We start from the raw sequence: 17,055 nt of genomic DNA, 5'->3' as shown, positions 1-17,055 counted from the left end.
GACACGGTTCGATACTTTGGGGACCGTGGACAAGAAGAACGCCCTGCGCGCCGGCGCCCTGGCAGCCGGTACGACGCTGATGATGCTGCTCATGTCGTCCCCCGCGCTCGCTCTCACCCGCGACGACGGCGACGACCCCGGCACGGGCCTGAGCGTCATCGAGACGCTGGGTCTCTACGTCCTGGCCCCGGTCGGGCTCTTCGTGGTCATCGCCGCACTGGTGATGGTCCTCGACAAGTCCCACCAGAAGAAGGACCCGACCAGCTCCAACATCCGGACCAAGGCCGACGCCAAGGCCTGACCCCGGGCCCGCTCGCCCGAGCGGTCCACACGTGCTTCCCGAAGGGCGCCGGCCTCCGCCGGCGCCCTTCGGCGCGTCCGTACGCCCGGTACCGCCCGGGCCGCCTCACGCCCGGCGGCACGGGGGCCGGCTCACGGTGTGCCGGGCACCAGTCCGACCCGGTAGGCGAGGACGACGGCCTGGACCCGGTCGCGCAGGCCGAGTTTGGCGAGGATCCGCGACACGTACGTCTTGACGGTCTCGGGCGTGATGAACATCGCCGCGGCGATCTCCGCGTTCGACAGTCCCTCGGCGATCAGCCGGAGCACTTCCAGCTCGCGCGGGGTCAGCGCGTCCACGACGTCCTGCCGGCCCGGCCGGGAGGCGTCGGCCGGGCGCAGGTGCTGGGCGAAGTGGCCGATGAGGCGGCGGGTGACGGCGGGCGCCAGCAGGGCCTCGCCCCGGGCGACCGTGCGGATGCCGTTGACCAGCTCCGCCGGGGGCGCGTCCTTGAGGAGGAAGCCGCTCGCTCCGGCGCGCAGCGCGTCGTAGACGTAGGAGTCGACGTTGAACGTGGTGACGACCAGTACCCTCGGCGCGTCCTCGGTGTCCGGGCCCGCCAGTTGACGCGTCGCCTGGATGCCGTCGAGCAGCGGCATGCGGACGTCCATCACGACCACGTCGGGGCGCAGCCGCCGCGCTTCCCGCACCGCCTCGTGGCCGTTCTCGGCCTCCCCGACGACCTCCATGTCGGGCTGGGCGGAGAAGATGGTGACGTAGCCGGTCCGCACCAGCGCCTGGTCGTCGCACACGAGCACACGGACGGGCGGCGCATCGTTCACGGGGTCACTCCTGGACGGGTCGGGACGGAATCGTGGCGCGGACCTCGAACCCGCCCTCGGGCCGGGGACCGGCGTTCAGTTCACCACCGAGCATCCGCACGCGTGCACGCAGCCCGGCCAGTCCCCGTCCGCCCGCCGGACCGGGCTCCCGCTGGACCGGTGCGGAGACCGGCCCGTCGGTGGTGACCTCTATCCCGAGGTGCTCGTCGCCGTGCCGGAGCGAGACGCGGGTCGCCTGCCCCGCCGCGTACTTCATGGCGTTGGTGAGCGCTTCCTGCACCACCCGGTACGCGGCCAGCTCCACGTCCACGCCGCCCGGCCGCCGCTCGCCCGTCTCGTCGAACTCGACCGGCTGGCCCGACCGGCGGGCCTGCTCGACCAGATCCTCCAGCCGCCCCCGGGCCGGGGCCCGGTCCGCGCGCTCCAGGTCCGCGGAGGCCGCCTCACCGGTCGCCTCCAGGACGCCGAGCAGGTGGCGCAGTTCGGTCAGCGCCCGCCGTCCGGTGTCGCTGACGGCCGTCAGGGAATCGGCGGCGCGGTCCGGCGCGGACGTGAGCAGGAACTGCGCCGCGTCGGACTGGACCACCATGGCCGTCACATGGTGGGTCACCACGTCGTGCAGCTCCCGGGCGATCCGTGCCCGCTCGGCGGCCGTCGCCGCCTCGGCGGTCAGCCGCCGCCGTTCCGCCTCCTCCACGCGCCGTGTGCGCACCGTGCTCCCCACCTGCCGGACCGCGGCCAGCACCAGCCCGAACGCGAGGTAGTCCGGGAGCGACTGCGGTGAGCCGAGGCGGTCCAGGACGACGGCCAGCACGGCGTAACCGGCAGTCGCCAGGACGGCGAGCCCGCGGCGGAAGCGGACCTGATGGGCGCCGGCGGAGTACAGGGCCACGTACAGCCCCACACTCCCGAACGACGTCGCGTAGCCGAGCGCCTGATGCACGGCGAACGCGACCGCGACGACCGCCAGACAGGCCGCAGGCCATCTGCGGCGGAACGCCGACGGCAGCGTCTGGGCCAGGACGAGCCCGACACCCAGCGCGTCCGCCGGCCGCTCGGGCAGGTCGCCGATCTGCGCGCCGACGCCGGACAGGGTCGGCACGAAGGACAGCAGGGTGAGGGTCAGGGCGAGGACGCCGTCCTTCAGGAGGGCGTCCCGCTCACGCCACCGGTCGAGCGGAGCCCGGAGCATGGGGGCACTCCACGGTTCCCGACGGGCCGTCATGTCCGTTCTCCTTCGGTCGGCCCGACTCAGCGGCTCGCGCGCCGGCGGGTGGTGACCCGGCCGCTCCGGCGGGCGAGGACGAGCATCGGGACGGCGAGGGCCACACCGGCGAGGACGGGCACGACCGACGCCTCCAGGCCGAAGGCGCCGCCGGTCAGCAGATCGGAGCCGTGGACGTCGACGGTGAACAGACCGTCGGAGGTGTGCCCGGAGACCGGGATGCCGAGCAGCTCCACCGTGGTGTTCCAGACGCAGTGCAGCCCCACGACGAACCAGATGCTACGCCGCCACAGGAACGCCGCTCCGAGCAGGACGCCCGCCTCGACGGCGATCGCCAGCGCGCTCCACGCGCTCGCCCCCTCGGCGCCCAGGTGGGCGACACCGAAGAACAGCGAGGTGATCACGAGGGCGGCCCGGCTGCCCCACAGCAGCTCCAGGGCCTGCAGGGCGAGACCGCGGAACAGCAGCTCCTCGGTCACCGCGGCGCCGGTCTGCACCATGACCGCGGTCGCGACGACCGACAGGACGCCGTCGCCGGCCCAGGAGAAGGAGTAACCTCCGAACGCCGTGACGAGGAGGGCGGAGACGAGGACGAAGCCCAGGCCGATCGCGCCGCCCAGCAGCGCCTCCCGGCCGGCCCCGGACCGGGCGGTCTCCGGCGTGGAGCGGCCTGCCACGCGGCGCATGACCCACGCGTAGACGGCGACCGCGGCGGCCGCGCCCAGCACCGGCACCGGGCCGGGGCCGGTCGCCGTCAGGCCCGAGACCAGACCGACGCCGGCCATGCCGGCGAGCATCCAGCCGAGCGGGGAGCGCGCGATCCGGCGGAGACGGCCGCCGCCGGCGTCGCGGTCCTTGTCCTGGCCGGATCCGGTGGCGTGGGGTGTCTCGGATGTCGTACCCATGGCGGCCTTCCCGTCGTGGCCGCACCCGCGGCGACCTGGGGACCACGCTAGGAATCCGCCGCCGCCCGCGAATCACCCGCGCATGGACAGCTCCGGTAGCTCGCACGGGGGATGCGCGACCGGCTCGCGCGTGTTCCGGGGCGGCGCCGCCTACCGCTCCGTGGCGAGCAGCAACTCCCGCAGCAGGTCCGCCAGCTGGGCCGCGCGCTCCTCGCCGAGGGCCGACAGCGCCCGCGACTGCTCGGCGACCCCCGCGCCCGCCGCCTCGTCGATCAGCCGCAGTCCCTCCTCGGTCAGCGTGACCTGCAGCCCGCGCCGGTCGTGCGGGTCGGGGGAGCGGCGCAGCAGCCCGGCGCGCTCCAGTTTGTCGAGACGGCCCGTCATCCCGCCGGTGGTGAGCATCAGCGTGGCCGAGAGCTGCCGGGGCGAGAGGGTGTACGGCTCCCCGGCGCGGCGCAGGGTGGCGAGGACGTCGAACTCGCCGCGCGAGATGCCGTACGGCGCGTACGCCCGCTCCGTGCGGTCGCCCATGGCGCGCGCGAGCCGGTGGACGCGCCCGAAGACCTCCATCCCGGCGGTGTCCAGGTCGGGCCGGACCCGGGCCCACTGCTCGATGATCGCGTCGACGGCGTCCGCGGGACGCGGCTCGGGGCGTGCACTCATGGCTGGAGTATCCGCACCGCACGGGTCGGCCGCAAGAAAGTAGCTTGTGGGTAAGTGGCTTTTCGCTAAGTGAATGGGGAGACGGCCTCGACACCGATGTGGTGCCGTGCCCCCGGTCGGGCATCCTGGGGGGCCCACCACCAGGAGGAACCCGTGTCGCACCCGCAGACCCCCGAGGAGACGCTCGCCCAGGCGAAGGAGGGGCTGGGCCTGCCGCGTATCGTCGTGATCTGCGGCTCCACCCGGTTCATGGCCGAGATGGCCGAGGCGGACGTGCGGGAGACCGAAGCCGGAAGGATCGTCGTCAGGCCGGGCGTTGACCTGAAGTCGCCGCACGCCAGGTGGTCCGATCCGGCCGATGCCGCGGCGCTGAAGTCCCGGCTCGACGAGCTGCACCGGGCGAAGATCCGGCTCGCCGACGAGGCACTGGTGGTCGGCGACCACATCGGGGACAGCACCCGGGCGGAGATCGCCTACGCCCGTTCGCTGGGCAAGCCCGTGCGGTTCACGCACCCCGAGGTCGACCCCGACGCCTGACCGCCCACCACGGACGGCCGACCCCGGGCGTTCGCGTGCATGCGTTCATCGGCGTGCGAAGGGGCTCTGGGGTTCGCGGTGGCTGGTGCAGCGCCACCCGGCCCACCGCGCGCCGTCAGATCACGATCACCCGCCGCCCCCTCGTGTGCCCCGCCCGGCTGTCGGCGTGGGCGGCGGCCGCCTCCGCGAGGGAGTAGACCTTCTCCACCGGGATGTGGAGCGTGCCCTGTTCGAGGAGACGGACCGTCTCCTTCAGGGCCTCCGGGACGCTGCCCGCGACGTTGGAGAAGCGGACGCCCAGCTCGGGGGCGGTGCGGTCCGCGATGGAGACCACCGTGGCCGGGTCCCCGGTCAGCTCCACGAGCTCGCGGACCACGCCCGCGCCGGCCAGGTCGAGGGCCGCGTCGACCGAGGTGAACGCCCGCACCCGCTCCGGCCAGCCCGCGTCGTACGTCGTGGCGTGGGCGCCCAGGCCGCGCAGGTACTCCTGGTTCGCCGCCCCGGCCGTGCCGATCACCGTGACGCCGCGGTCGCGGGCGATCTGCAGCACCGCCGAGCCGACCCCGCCCGACGCACCGCTGACCAGCAGCGTCCGTCCGGGGCGGACACCGCACTCGCCCAGGACGCGCAGGGCCGTCTCCATGACGGACGGATAGCCGGCCGCCTCCTCGAAGGAGAGGCCCTCGGGCATCCGGGCCCAGGCGTGCAGCACGGCGAACTCGGCGTAGGTGTCGGTGCCTTCGCCGAAAACACGGTCGCCGATCGCCACATCCGTGACGCCCTCGCCGACCTCGTCCACCACCCCCGCCGCGTCCAGCCCGACGCCCGCGGGCAGTGACGCCGGGAGGGCCGGACGCATCTGGCCCTCCCGGATCCTCCAGTCGACGGGGTTCACCCCGGCCGCGCGCACGGCGACGCGTATCTCTCCCGGGCCCGCGTGGGGCTTCTCGGTGTCGACGAGGCGAAGGACGTCGGGGCCGCCGAACTCGGCGTAGCTCACTTTCTTCATGCCGCGACCGTAACACTAACCGCTAGTTCATTGGAGTCGTTAGGGTTATGTATCTGCTAGCGTTCCGGTCATGCCCGAGCAGCAGCCGTCCGGACGCCGAGAGCGCAAGAAAGCCGCCACCCGCCAGAAGATCGCCGACACCGCCCTGCGGCTCTTCCTGGAGCGCGGGTACGACGCGGTGGGCATCCGGGACGTGGCCGCCGAGGCCGACGTGGCCGTCACCACCGTCTTCTCCCACTTCGCCTCCAAAGAGGCCCTGGTGTTCGAGCGGGACGCGGACTTCGAGCAGCGGCTCGCCCGCGCGGTCACCGACCGCGCCCCCGGCGAACCCCTCGTCCCCGCGCTGCGCCGTGAGATCCACGCCCTGGTGTGCCACTGCCTGGCGGACGAGGCCGCTCCCGTGTGGCGCATGATCGACGCCTCGTCCGCTCTGAGGGAGTACGAGGGCGCGATGCGGCTGCGGCACGCGGAGACGCTGGCGGCGGCCCTCGCCGCCGAACCCGGCCCGCCGCGCACCGGCACGGTCCGCCGGGCGATCGCCCGGTTCGTGGTCGACGCCTTCGTGCTGGCCCGGGAGGCGGAGGACCCGCGGGCCGCGGTGGACGAGATCTTCCGGATGGTCGAGGCGGCGTGGGAGACCTCCGGTACCGGTGCCCCGGTGTCGCTGCCCGGATGAGGAACGGCCGGCACGACAGGAGGGGCGCCCGGCACGATGCCGGGCGCCCCTCCTGGTCGCTGTGACCGGGCGTTACGCGGACGCCGCCGCGTCCGCCGCCTGGGCCCGCAGGGCGCGCTCCACGCCCGCGCGGGACTCCGAGACCAGGCGGCGCAGGGCCGCGCCGGGCTCGGCGGACGTCAGCCAGGCGTCCGTCTTGTCGAGGGTCTCGCCGGAGACCTGGACGGCCGGGTAGAGGCCGACCGCGATCTGCTGGGCCATCTCGTGCGAGCGGGACGCCCACACGTCCGCCAGCGCCTCGAAGTACCGCTCCGTGTACGGCGCCAGCAGCTCCCGCTGGTCCGTCTGCACGAACCCGGCGATGACCGCCTCCTGCACCGCGTTGGGCAGCTTGTCGGACTCGACGACCGAGGCCCACGCCTCCGCCTTCGCCTCCTCGGTGGGACGGGCCGCCCGCGCGGTGGCCGCGTGCCGCTCGCCCGCCGCGGTCCGGTCCCGCTCGTACTCGGCGGCGATCTCCGCCTCGTCGAACCGGCCCACCGCCGCCAGCCGCTGCACGAACGCCCAGCGCAGCTCCGTGTCGACGGCCAGGCCCTCGACGGTCTGCGTGCCGGCCAGCAGCGCCTCCAGCAGGTCCAGCTGCTCCGGGGTGCGGGCGGTCGCCGCGAAGGCGCGCGCCCACGCCAGCTGGTGGTCGCTCGACGGCTCGGCGGACCGCAGGTGGGCCAGCGTGGCGTCGGTCCAGCGGGCCAGCAGGGTCTCCCGGGCGGCCGGGTCGGCGTACAGGTCGAGCGCCAGCTTCACCTGACGGTGCAGCGACTGCACGACACCGATGTCCGACTCCTTGCCGACACCCGACAGCACCAGCGCGAGGTAGTCGCGGGCGGCGAGTTCCGCGTCCCGGGTCATGTCCCAGGCGGAGGCCCAGCACAGCGCCCGCGGCAGCGACGACTCGAAGTCGCCCAGGTGCTCGGTGACGAAGGCGAGGGACCGCTCGTCCAGGCGGACCTTGGCGTAGGACAGGTCGTCGTCGTTGAGCAGGGTCACCGCCGGGCGGCGTTTGCCCACGAGCTGCGGCACCGCCGTCAGCTCGCCGTCGACGTCCAGCTCGACCCGGTCCCCGCGGACCAGCTTGCCGGTCGCCTCGTCCAGGTCGTACAGGCCGATCGCGATGCGGTGCGGGCGCAGCGTCGGCTCGCCCTTCGCGCCGGCCGGGAGCGCCGGGGCCTCCTGGCGGACGGCGAAGGAGGTGATGACACCGGCCTCGTCCGTCTCGATCTCGGGGCGCAGGACGTTGATGCCGGCCGTCTCCAGCCACTGCTTCGACCAGTTCCTCAGGTCGCGGCCGGAGGTCTCCTCCAGCGCGCCCAGCAGGTCCGACAGGCGCGTGTTGCCGTACGCGTGACGCTTGAAGTACGCCTGCACGCCGCGGAAGAACGCGTCCTCACCGACGTACGCGACGAGCTGCTTCAGCACCGAGGCACCCTTGGCGTACGTGATGCCGTCGAAGTTGACGAGCACGTCGTCCAGGTCGCGGATGTCCGCCATGATCGGGTGCGTCGACGGCAGCTGGTCCTGGCGGTAGGCCCAGGTCTTCATCTGGTTCGCGAACGTCGTCCACGAGTGCGGCCACCGCGAGCCGGGCGCGTCGGCCTGGCAGGCGGTCTCGGCGTAGGTGGCGAACGACTCGTTCAGCCACAGGTCGTTCCACCACTCCATGGTGACCAGGTCGCCGAACCACATGTGGGCCAGCTCGTGCAGGATCGTGGCGGCCCGGCCCTCGTACGCGGCGTCCGTCACCTTCGACCGGAACACGTACTGGTCGCGGATGGTCACCGCGCCCGCGTTCTCCATCGCGCCCGCGTTGAACTCCGGCACGAACAACTGGTCGTACTTCTCGAACGGGTAGGCGTAGTCGAACTTCTCCTGGAACCACTCGAAGCCCTGCCGGGTGACCTCGAAGACGGCGTCCGCGTCGAGGTACTCCGCGAGCGAGGGCCGGCAGTAGATGCCGAGCGGCACCGACTGGCCGTCCTTCTCGTACACGCTGTGCACGGAGTGGTACGGGCCGACGATCAGCGCCGTGACGTACGTCGAGATGCGCGGGGTCGGCGCGAACTCCCACACGTTGTCCTTCGGCTCCGGCGTCGCCGAGTTGGAGACGACGGTCCAGCCCTCCGGCGCCTTCACGGTGAACCGGAACGTCGCCTTGAGGTCCGGCTGCTCGAAGCTGGCGAACACGCGGCGGGCGTCCGGCACCTCGAACTGCGTGTACAGGTACGCCTGGTCGTCCACCGGGTCGACGAAGCGGTGCAGGCCCTCACCCGTGTTGGTGTACGCGCAGTCGGCGTTCACCCGCAGGACGTTGCGGCCCTTGAGCAGACCCGGCAGGGCGATGCGGGAGTCGGCGAAGACCTCGGCGGGGTCCAGCGGGTCCCCGTTCAGGGTCACCTCGTGGACGGTGGGAGCCACCAGGTCGATGAAGGACTCCGCGCCGTCCTCGGCGACGTCGAAGCGCACCGTGGTCACGGACCGGTAGGTGCCGCCCTCCTGCGCGCCGGAGAGATCGAGCTCGATCTCGTACGAGTCAACGGTCAGCAGCTTCGCCCGCTGCTGCGCCTCTTCGCGGGTCAGGTTTGTGCCAGGCACGCGGTCATCTCCTCGATATGTGTGGGTTGCGCCATCCTTCCACGCGAGATCGGCATCACGCGATGACGAAGCCGGAGGCATGGGGATACCCCTGTGTCGGGCGCGGGGGAGACAGGGCGCCTCGACGTCCGGAAACCGCCAGCGGCGGGCGGTGGCGCGGCGGGAGCCTGGGGGACATGACGACCACGACACCCATCGCACGGCCCGTCCCCCCGCAGGTCGTGCGGGACCTGCTGACCCTCGACGACGCGGGCCGCCCGGCCGCCGCCGTCACCGACGACGAGGGCGGCGCCCCGCTGCGCTGCTGCCTGCGCCACAGCCGTCCGGGTGAGCGCGTCGCCCTGGTGTCCTACGCGCCCCTGCGCCGCTGGGCGGCGGAGACGGGAGCCGACCCGGGCGCCTACGACGAGCAGGGGCCCGTCTTCGTCCATGCGGACGCCTGCGCGGGCCCGGAGGGCGGGGACCTCCCGTTCACCCGGGCCCGCCGGGTCCTGCGCCGCTACTCCGCCGACGGCCGGATCCTGGGCGGGCGGCTGGTGGCGGAGCCGGAGGAGTTCGGCCCCGCCCTCGGCGAGGCGTTCGCCGATCCGGAGGTGGCGCTGGTGCACGTACGGGCGGTGGAGTACGGCTGCTTCCTCTACGAAATCCGGCGGGGCTGACGGCCCGCCGAAGACACGTCGGAGGAACGCGAAGGCGGGCGCCCCCTGCCGGGGACGCCCGCCTCCTGAGATTCCTCGTGGAATCAGCCGCCGAGCTCCTGCGCGACCAGCTCCGCGATCTGCACGGCGTTCAGCGCCGCGCCCTTGCGGAGGTTGTCGCTGGAGACGAACAGCGCCAGGCCGTTCTCCACCGTCTCGTCGGCGCGGACGCGGCCCACGTACGACGGGTCCTGGCCGGCCGCCTGGAGCGGGGTCGGAATGTCGGTGAGGACCACGCCGGGCGCCTCGGCCAGCAGCTCGGTGGCGCGCTCCGGGCTGATCGGGCGGGCGAACCGGGCGTTGATCTGCAGGGAGTGGCCGGAGAAGACCGGGACGCGCACGCAGGTGCCGGAGACCTTCAGCTCCGGGATGTCCAGGATCTTGCGGGACTCGTTGCGCAGCTTCTGCTCCTCGTCGGTCTCGCCCAGACCGTCGTCGACGAGGTTGCCCGCGAAGGGCAGCACGTTGAAGGCGATGGGGCGCTTGTAGACGTCCGGCTCGGGGAAGTCGACCGCCGAGCCGTCGTGGGTCAGCTTGTCGGCCTCGTCGACCACCTTCCGGGTCTGGCCGTGCAGCTCGGCGACGCCCGCCAGGCCGGACCCGGACACCGCCTGGTACGTGGCGACGACCAGCGCTTCCAGGCCCGCCTCCGCGTGCAGCGGACGCAGCACCGGCATCGCGGCCATCGTGGTGCAGTTCGGGTTGGCGATGATGCCCTTGGGGCGGTTCGCGATCGCGCGCGGGTTGACCTCGGAGACGACGAGGGGAACCTCGGGGTCCTTGCGCCAGGCGGAGGAGTTGTCGATCACCACGGCGCCCTGCGAGGCGACCTTCTCGGCCAGCGCCTTCGAGGTCGCGCCGCCCGCGGAGAACAGCACGATGTCCAGGCCGGTGTAGTCGGCGGCGGCCGCGTCCTCCACCGTCACGCCGTCCAGCCGCGTGCCGGCCGAGCGGGCCGAGGCGAACAGGCGCAGCTCCGTGACCGGGAAGTTCCGCTCCTTGAGGATCCTGCGCATGACCGTGCCCACCTGACCGGTGGCTCCGACGATTCCGACCCTCACGGCGACTCCCTACTGCGTCTCTCGCGTACCTGATGTGCCTGGCGAGGCCCTTACATCATGCGGCCGACCACGCCCCGGCTGTCCAATTCTTTGCCCTGCCTGCTCGCACAGTGGGACGAGCAGGCGACGGCCACCGGTTGCGGACCTTCGGCCGCATCCCCCCTGAGCTGCAGAAAATCAGCCGACTCGGGTCGTCGGCCGCAAGGACCCCTGCCCATACCGGCCTCGTCCACACGAAGGTGTGACTTACGCCTCTGCCGCCCCCGCGGATCCGCCCGAACGTTCCGGCCCCGTACGGCGTCGTAGGGGAAACAGCGTGAGGGGGTGGCCAGTGCTGCGCGGAAGGACCCGGCGCGGCCGCGGGTCGTACGTCGCCGACGACGATCCGCTGGACGCGGCGCAGGAACGCCGGGTGCGGGCGGTGCTCGCACTGGGCGGGGTACCGCAGGCGGACCTGCCGGACGGGGTGCAGCAGGTCCGCCTGCGGCTGCTGGAACGCGCCGCGAGCGGGCGGGAGGCGCCGCGGGACGTGTCGGCGTGGGCGGCGGTCGTCGCCTCCAACCTCGCCATGGACTGGCACCGCGCCAAGCGCCGCCAGGAGCGGCTGGGGGAGCGGCTGGCCGCGCTCCGGCCGGTGGAGGCGCCCTCGGGGGAGGAGACCAGCGTGCTCTCGCTGGCCGTCGCGCGCGGCCTGGACGGCCTGCCCGACGCGCAGCGCCAGGTCGTCGTGCTGCGTTTCTACGCCGATCTGCCGGTGCGGTCCATCGCCGAGCAGCTCGGCGTCCCGGAGGGCACGGTCAAGAGCAGGCTGCACACAGCGGTACGGGCGCTGCGCGCCCGCCTGCACGAGGACGAGGTGGTGTGACGTGACCGCCCACGACAACAGCGAGGACCGCGGCCAGGCCCGGGCGGACGCAGGGCACGAGGCTCCCCAGCACGACGCACCGGAGCCCCCGGGAACCGGACACGCCGATCAGCGCCACCCGGCGCCGGGGCCCGACGACACGGTGCCCGACGGCACGGAGCGGAGGCCCCGGGACGCGGTGTGCCAGGATCCGGCGGACGCGGGAACGACGGCGCGCGGCGCGAGGACTCGGGACGCGACGCGCCGGGGCCCGACGACACGGTGTCCGACGGCACGGAGCGCCTGGGACGTGGTGTGCCAGGGCACGGCGGCCCCGGGGACGACAGCGCGCAGCGTGAAGGACTGGGGCGCGGTACGCCGGGGTCCGGCGGATGCGGGGATGACGGCACGGAGCGGGAGGGCTTGGAACTCGGTACGCCGGGGCCCGACGGCACGGTGCCCGACGGCACGGAGCGGGAAGGCCCGGGACGTGGTGTGCCGGGGTCCGGCGGACGGGGGATGAGGGCACGGAGCGCGCAGGCCTGGGGCGCGGTACGCCGGGGCGCGGCGGACGCCGGGGCGGCGGGGCGGGGAGCGGACCGCCCGGGTGGGACGCGCCCGCGCCGGACGGAGGGGAGCGGTACCCGGCGGACGCCCTCGCTGTGGCCCTGTTCGGGGAGGAACTCCCCGAGGGCGTGCGGGAGGACGCCGCGTTCCGCGCGGAACGGGACGCCGCCCTCGCGGACCTCGCGGTGCTGGGCGAGCAGCTCACGCTGATCGGTGACGCGCTGGCGGGGCGAGAGGCGGCCGCTCCGACCGGGGAGCGGCCGGACCTTGAGGCCGGGACGGCACGAGGGGGCACGGGGACACACCCCGCGCAGACCGCGCCCGCCGCGCTGAACCGGCCGGCGCGCCGGCGCTCCCGGCACCGGCCGGTGCGGCTCGTGCTCGGCGGACTCGCCGCCGCCGCGGCGGCCGGCCTGGTCCTCGGCACGGGCTGGCTCGTGTCCCAGGGCGGCTCCTCGGCCGACTCGGCGGTCCCCGGGTTCGCCTCGGACGCCAAGGAGGACACCGGCTCCGCCCCGGCCTTTCTGGCCTGCCCGCTAGGGCCTGGTCACGGCACGTGCGCCCGCCTCGTCGCGGAGGGCCGGGTCACGGCACTGGAGGAGGTGCCGGGCACCGGCGGCGTCCAGCGGGTCACGCTGGCGGCGAGCCGGTACTACAAGGGGGACGGCCCGGTGACCTTCCTCCGGGACGACGCGGCGGACGTCCCGCTGCGCCTGGGTGATCAGGTGCTGGTGGGCCTGTCCCCCGGCCTCGCCCACCCGGACCGGACGGTCGTCGGCGAGGCGGACATCGCTCCCGTGCGGGCCGGGATCGTCGCCGCGCTCCCCGCCTCGCGCGGCACGAGCTGCGGCTGAGCGGGGAGAACACGGCGAAGGGGCGGGCGCCCGTACGGACGCCCGCCCCTCCTGGCCGATCCGGTCGGTTACCCGACGACCTTCTCGATCGCCACGTTGCCGAGGCCCGCGACGGTGCCGCGCGCGTTCACCAGCTGCACGCGGCCGAAGAACGCCCGGCCCTCGGGGGCCGCCGCCGCGACGGTGACCTCACCGGAGACGGTGGCCTTGGCACCCGTGCCGAGCTTCACCGGCGCGGAACCGTCGACGGTGACGGAGCCCAGCGTCGGGGAGAAGAACACGTCCAGGTAGTCGTACTCCGTCGAGCCCGACGGGACCGAGTAGCCGTCCACCTCGACGGTGTAGGTACCGGCCGCCGGGGAGGCGATGGAGACCGACTCGTCCGAGTCGCCGTCCGCGGACTGGGCGACCCGGTTGCCGGCCGCGTCGTACACGGACAGGTCCAGGTCCGCGGCGGTGTCGGAGACGTTGCCGATGGCCACGTCCAGCGACGCGGCGCCCGCGGGCACCTCGACGGTGGTCGTGTGGACGTCACCCGTGCCGATCGAGGGGCGGGCGGTCTTGGAGGAGCCGAGCGGCCCGCCGACCAGCTTGCCGTCGATCGCGGCGGCCTCGTTCGTCACCGTCCAGGAGACGGCGGACGGCGTGCCGACCTTCGCCTCGGCGACGGTCACCGTCTCCGGGTCGAAGGCGGCACCGAGCACCGCGACGTCCAGCTTGTACGGGTTGTCGAGCAGCGGCGACGTGCGGCGCGCCTCGACCTCGATCTCCCACACGCCCGGCTGCGGGTTCGCGTACGAACGCACGTCGGGGCGGCAGGTGTTCGCCGGGTTGCTGTAGTTCGGGTAGCAGTTGACCGTCGACGTCGGGTCCGACGGCACACCGTACGGGTGGATGGAGATGAACCGGGTCTGGCTCGTCGCCTTCAGCCCGCTCATCGCGACCTCCAGCGTCTTCGCGCCCTCGGGCACGGTGACGAAGTAGGAGGTGGTGCTGTTGCGCTGGGCCGTGCCCTTCGCCGAGTAGGTGTACTTCAGCGGGGTGGAGACGACCACGGTGGTGAGGATCTGACGGTCCACGCCCTCGGTGCGCGGGTCGTCGACCTCGAGGATCGCGCTCTTGATGCCGGCCGAGCGCGGCTCGGCCTGGACCTTGACGGTCACCGGCTTGTTCAGCGGCAGCGAGACCTTGCGGTCGCCGACGACGCGGAAGGTGCGGTCCGCGTTGTTGGCGAAGTCCAGGTCGTGACGGAGCGCGCGGTCCGGACCGGACGTACGGGTGATGGTGATCTCGTACGTCTTCTTCTGGCCGGCCTTCAGGCCGCCCTCGCGGTCGTACAGGCCCGTGCCGTGGCCCGGGGTCTTCAGGAACTGGTCGATCGCGGTGTCGACCGGTGCCTTCACCGCGTACTCGTGCGCGGTGGCGCCGTCGCGGATGGCCTTCCAGGCGTCCACGACGTCGATGAGGCCGGCGCCCTCCTCGTAGGCCTGCACGTCCTTGATGTGCTTGGCGGTGGAGGTGAGGGCGGTGCGCAGCGTCGCCGGGGTGAGCGCGATGCGCTTCTGCTTCGCGGCGGACAGCAGCAGCGCGGAGGCGCCGGCGGCCTGCGGGGAGGCCATCGAGGTGCCCTGCAGCATGCCGTAGCCGGCCGGCAGGCCGTAACCCGCCTCGGCGACCGGGGCACCCGGCATCCAGGTCTGGATGGTGTTGATCGCCGCACCGGGCGCGGTCAGGGTCGGCGTGAAGCCGCCGTCCTCACGCGGGCCGCGCGAGGAGAACGGCATCATCGCGTACGTGGTCTTCACCTCGGAGCCGTAGTTGGCGGCCCAGGTCTCCTTGGAGACGGACGCGCCGACCGAGATGACCTTCTCGGCCAGGGCGGGGTCACCGATGGTGTTGGCGCCGGGGCCGGAGTTGCCCGCGGAGATCACCAGCTGGACGCCGTAGGTGTCGATCAGCCGGGTGTACAGCTCGGCGCGGGCGTTGTTGCCGTCGTTCAGCGCCGGCAGTCCGCCGATGGACATGTTGACGATGTCGACACCGCGCTTGGTGACGAGGTCGATCATGCCCTCGGTCAGGGCGACGTTGGTGCAGCCGCCGGACCAGGTGCAGGCGCGCGAGGAGACGAGCTTGGCGCCGGGCGCCGCGCCGTTCATCTTGCCGCCGAACAGGCCGTTGGCGGCGGTGATGCCGGCGACGTGCGTGCCGTGCTCGGACTCGATGACGCCGATGTTGACGAAGTCGGCCTTCTCGCCGATCCAGTCGCCGCCGTAGGGGTCCATCGGGACGTCCTTGCGGACCTCCACGACGAACGGCTGACGCTCGGCGATGTCGGTCTTCGGGTCGTCGGTGCCGAAGTACCCGATCTGGAAGCCGTCCTTGTACGGCTTCATCGGGGTGTCGTCGGAGAATTCCTGGTTGTTGTTCAGGTCGACCCGCACCGTGCCCTTGGCCGGGTCGTAGAGCACGCCCCAGACGTCGGTGGTGTCGCCGTCGCGGTTGGCGTCGCCGGCCGCGTCACCGCCCGCGGTGTAGGACTCGCGGAAGAGGCTGATCTGGTAGCTGCCCTGCGGGGCCTTCCAGGTCGCGCCGCCGTAGGTGAAGGTCGGGCCGGAGACCGCGTTGACCATGGGGCGCCAGGTCTGGTCGCCGTCCACGATCGGGTCGGTCGCCGTCACCCAGTCGACGATCTTGCGCTCGCCGGTGGTGGTCTTCTGCAGCGCCGGGTGGCCGAGGTCCACGCCGGAGTCGAGGATGCCGATGGTGACGCCGCGGCCGTCCGCCTTCGGGTTCTTCTTCACGAAGTCGACGGCGCCCGTCTCGAAGGACGGGTTGTACGGGTTCTTCGCGGGCGTCTTCCGGTCCGGGGCGGCGTAGCCCTTGGCGCTCTTGCCCTTGCCCTTGGCGGCCTTGGTGGTGTCACCGGCCGGCGTCGGGTCGTCGAGCGGGATCTCGTCGCGCAGGTCGACGCCGTGCACGGAGGAGAGCTTGGTGGCGGCGGCGATCGCCGCGTCCGCCTTGCCGGTGGGCACGGTGGCGCGGACGTAGCCCAGCTTGTCGTCGGCGCGGCCGACCGAGGCGCCCTTGAGTGCCTCGATCTCCTCGGTGACCTGCGCGGTCTTGCCGGGCGCGGTCGCGATCATCATGGTGACGTGCTTGGAGCCGTCGGCCTTGGCCTCGGCGAGCAGTTCCGCGTCGTGCGAGCCGAGCTTGTCGTGGGCGGACTTGACGTCCGCGTCGGCCGGGGCGGTGGCCGGGCTGTCGGCCGCGAGGGCCAGCGGGACCGGCCCGGCCGCGGAGAGCGCGGCGACGAGACCGGCGGCCACGGCGATGCGGGCCGCGCGTCTGGAGCCCGATATGGGGGCGCGCTGCGGGGAGTTGGTCATCGGCATCCCTTGCAAGGAGCGAACGATCGGGAGCGGCCAGGCGTGATCGTTCCTGGTCGCGGGGGTCCGGAAGGCGCTACCGGATGATCGATGAGCTTCGCGTAAAGGGCCGATGTTTGGCGAGGGTTGGCCGGAAGGACTGACGATGTGTGGGGAAAACCCCCGGTGCCCTTATGGCGCGATGGCGCCCGAATGCGACAAGTCACCCCATGGGCGCGGTGGGTCAGGTGTCCCTGCTGCGGGCGTAGTGGCGGGAGGCCTTGGCGCGGTTGCCGCAGGACGCCATGGAGCACCAGCGGCGGGTGCCGTTGCGTGAGGTGTCGAAGAAGTGCAGGGTGCAGGCCTCGTGGGCGCAGCCGCGGATCCGGTCCGGCGCGGTGCCCAGCAGCCGGAGGTAGTCGCGGGCGGCCAGCCATGCGGGTCCCCAGGAGGGGTCGTCGAACTCCGCCCGCTCGCCCGGTCCCTCCGCGGTGAGCGTGGCCCGGATCCGCCCGTGCGCGAGCACGGCGTCCACGGCCTCCGCCCCGTCCCCGGGGTCGCCCCCGACCGCCGTCAGCAGGGCGTCCCGTGCCGTGCGGGCGTGGCGCAGGGCCGCCTCGTCGGCGGTGAAGCGGTCGTCCAGCGCGTTGGCGGCGAGCCACGCCGCGAGCCCGTCGGTGTCCTCGAGCAGGTCCCGCTCGACGCCGTTCGTCATCCAGCGCGTGTTGAGCAGGTCGAGCGCGAGCGGCTCACCGGTGAGCGGCCGGGGATCGGGCCGGTGCGGGGTGGCGGCGGACATGAGGCTCTCCTTCCGGTTCTAACCGTTCAAGAGTACGCCACTGGTTGCCGTGGGTGCGGAGCCGCCGTGATCGGGAGCGCG

General features: G+C 73.2%; 15 protein-coding genes. 6 read left to right on the top strand and 9 right to left on the bottom strand.

Annotated elements, in window-relative coordinates; translation table 11 throughout:
• Positions 1-25 precede the first annotated feature (25 nt).
• Positions 26-301 (top strand): hypothetical protein, encoded by a 276-nt coding sequence (locus tag F3L20_RS26675; protein WP_145827735.1) that lies wholly within the window; start codon positions 26-28, stop codon positions 299-301.
• 131 nt (positions 302-432) lie between these two features.
• Here the strand turns inward: F3L20_RS26675 and F3L20_RS26670 are convergent, their stop codons facing one another.
• From F3L20_RS26670 to F3L20_RS26655, 4 genes are all read right to left on the bottom strand, one after another.
• The gene (locus F3L20_RS26670) at positions 433-1,122 is read right to left on the bottom strand and encodes a response regulator (RefSeq protein ID WP_150156490.1); all 690 of its coding nucleotides are present in this window, start codon (positions 1,120-1,122) and stop codon (positions 433-435) included.
• Between the two features lie 4 nt (positions 1,123-1,126).
• Positions 1,127-2,347, bottom strand: a complete 1,221-nt coding sequence (locus tag F3L20_RS26665) for a sensor histidine kinase (protein WP_150156489.1) — start codon at positions 2,345-2,347, stop codon at positions 1,127-1,129.
• 26 nt (positions 2,348-2,373) lie between these two features.
• On the bottom strand, positions 2,374-3,252 hold the full coding sequence (locus F3L20_RS26660) for a CPBP family intramembrane glutamic endopeptidase (protein ID WP_150156488.1): 879 nt from the start codon (positions 3,250-3,252) through the stop codon (positions 2,374-2,376).
• A 150-nt stretch (positions 3,253-3,402) separates the two neighbouring features.
• A complete protein-coding gene (locus F3L20_RS26655) occupies positions 3,403-3,915 on the bottom strand; it encodes a MarR family winged helix-turn-helix transcriptional regulator (RefSeq protein ID WP_150156487.1) in 513 nt (170 codons plus the stop codon).
• Between the two features lie 153 nt (positions 3,916-4,068).
• Here F3L20_RS26655 and F3L20_RS26650 point away from each other — a divergent pair, with 153 nt between their 5' ends.
• Complete coding sequence (locus F3L20_RS26650; RefSeq protein ID WP_167534618.1) at positions 4,069-4,452, top strand: hypothetical protein; 384 nt, start codon at positions 4,069-4,071, stop codon at positions 4,450-4,452.
• A gap of 115 nt (positions 4,453-4,567) precedes the next feature.
• Here the strand turns inward: F3L20_RS26650 and F3L20_RS26645 are convergent, their stop codons facing one another.
• Positions 4,568-5,461, bottom strand: coding sequence for an NADP-dependent oxidoreductase (locus F3L20_RS26645; RefSeq protein WP_150156486.1), 894 nt, complete (start codon positions 5,459-5,461; stop codon positions 4,568-4,570).
• Positions 5,462-5,531: 70 nt separating this feature from the next.
• Between F3L20_RS26645 and F3L20_RS26640 the strand changes: the two genes are divergently transcribed.
• Positions 5,532-6,137 (top strand): TetR/AcrR family transcriptional regulator, encoded by a 606-nt coding sequence (locus F3L20_RS26640; protein WP_150156485.1) that lies wholly within the window; start codon positions 5,532-5,534, stop codon positions 6,135-6,137.
• A 72-nt stretch (positions 6,138-6,209) separates the two neighbouring features.
• On the opposite strand, the gene pepN is transcribed toward F3L20_RS26640, so the two are convergent.
• A complete protein-coding gene (pepN, locus tag F3L20_RS26635; RefSeq protein ID WP_150156484.1) occupies positions 6,210-8,786 on the bottom strand; it encodes an aminopeptidase N in 2,577 nt (858 codons plus the stop codon).
• A gap of 176 nt (positions 8,787-8,962) precedes the next feature.
• Here pepN and F3L20_RS26630 point away from each other — a divergent pair, with 176 nt between their 5' ends.
• Positions 8,963-9,445, top strand: coding sequence for a DUF1203 domain-containing protein (locus F3L20_RS26630; protein ID WP_150156483.1), 483 nt, complete (start codon positions 8,963-8,965; stop codon positions 9,443-9,445).
• Between the two features lie 83 nt (positions 9,446-9,528).
• Here F3L20_RS26630 and F3L20_RS26625 read toward each other — a convergent pair whose 3' ends face one another.
• A complete protein-coding gene (locus tag F3L20_RS26625; protein ID WP_150156482.1) occupies positions 9,529-10,545 on the bottom strand; it encodes an aspartate-semialdehyde dehydrogenase in 1,017 nt (338 codons plus the stop codon).
• A gap of 331 nt (positions 10,546-10,876) precedes the next feature.
• Between F3L20_RS26625 and F3L20_RS26620 the strand changes: the two genes are divergently transcribed.
• Both F3L20_RS26620 and F3L20_RS26615 read left to right on the top strand, forming a co-directional pair.
• The gene (locus tag F3L20_RS26620) at positions 10,877-11,410 is read left to right on the top strand and encodes an RNA polymerase sigma factor (RefSeq protein WP_145827749.1); all 534 of its coding nucleotides are present in this window, start codon (positions 10,877-10,879) and stop codon (positions 11,408-11,410) included.
• Between the two features lie 641 nt (positions 11,411-12,051).
• Positions 12,052-12,810 (top strand): hypothetical protein, encoded by a 759-nt coding sequence (locus tag F3L20_RS26615; RefSeq protein WP_206338826.1) that lies wholly within the window; start codon positions 12,052-12,054, stop codon positions 12,808-12,810.
• A gap of 68 nt (positions 12,811-12,878) precedes the next feature.
• Here the strand turns inward: F3L20_RS26615 and F3L20_RS26610 are convergent, their stop codons facing one another.
• Positions 12,879-16,196, bottom strand: coding sequence for a S8 family serine peptidase (locus F3L20_RS26610; RefSeq protein WP_150156481.1), 3,318 nt, complete (start codon positions 16,194-16,196; stop codon positions 12,879-12,881).
• A 223-nt stretch (positions 16,197-16,419) separates the two neighbouring features.
• Positions 16,420-16,974: a CGNR zinc finger domain-containing protein gene (locus tag F3L20_RS26605; RefSeq protein ID WP_150156480.1), complete on the bottom strand. Its 555-nt coding sequence runs from the start codon at positions 16,972-16,974 to the stop codon at positions 16,420-16,422.
• Between the last annotated feature and the right edge of the window lie 81 nt (positions 16,975-17,055).

This window comes from Streptomyces tendae, from assembly GCF_008632955.1.
Lineage (GTDB): Bacteria > Actinomycetota > Actinomycetes > Streptomycetales > Streptomycetaceae > Streptomyces.
The sequence above is the reverse complement of the archived record's forward strand: the minus strand, read 5'-3'. Positions and strand labels throughout refer to the sequence as shown.

Excerpts from the sequence above, each read along its gene's own strand:
- F3L20_RS26665 (WP_150156489.1), bottom strand. The coding sequence starts at position 2,347 with ATGACGGCCCGTCGGGAACCGTGGAGTGCCCCCATGCTCCGGGCTCCG.
- F3L20_RS26660 (WP_150156488.1), bottom strand. The coding sequence starts at position 3,252 with ATGGGTACGACATCCGAGACACCCCACGCCACCGGATCCGGCCAGGAC.
- F3L20_RS26655 (WP_150156487.1), bottom strand. The coding sequence starts at position 3,915 with ATGAGTGCACGCCCCGAGCCGCGTCCCGCGGACGCCGTCGACGCGATC.
- F3L20_RS26645 (WP_150156486.1), bottom strand. The coding sequence starts at position 5,461 with ATGAAGAAAGTGAGCTACGCCGAGTTCGGCGGCCCCGACGTCCTTCGC.
- F3L20_RS26640 (WP_150156485.1), top strand. The coding sequence starts at position 5,532 with ATGCCCGAGCAGCAGCCGTCCGGACGCCGAGAGCGCAAGAAAGCCGCC.
- F3L20_RS26630 (WP_150156483.1), top strand. The coding sequence starts at position 8,963 with ATGACGACCACGACACCCATCGCACGGCCCGTCCCCCCGCAGGTCGTG.
- F3L20_RS26610 (WP_150156481.1), bottom strand. The coding sequence starts at position 16,196 with ATGACCAACTCCCCGCAGCGCGCCCCCATATCGGGCTCCAGACGCGCG.
- F3L20_RS26605 (WP_150156480.1), bottom strand. The coding sequence starts at position 16,974 with ATGTCCGCCGCCACCCCGCACCGGCCCGATCCCCGGCCGCTCACCGGT.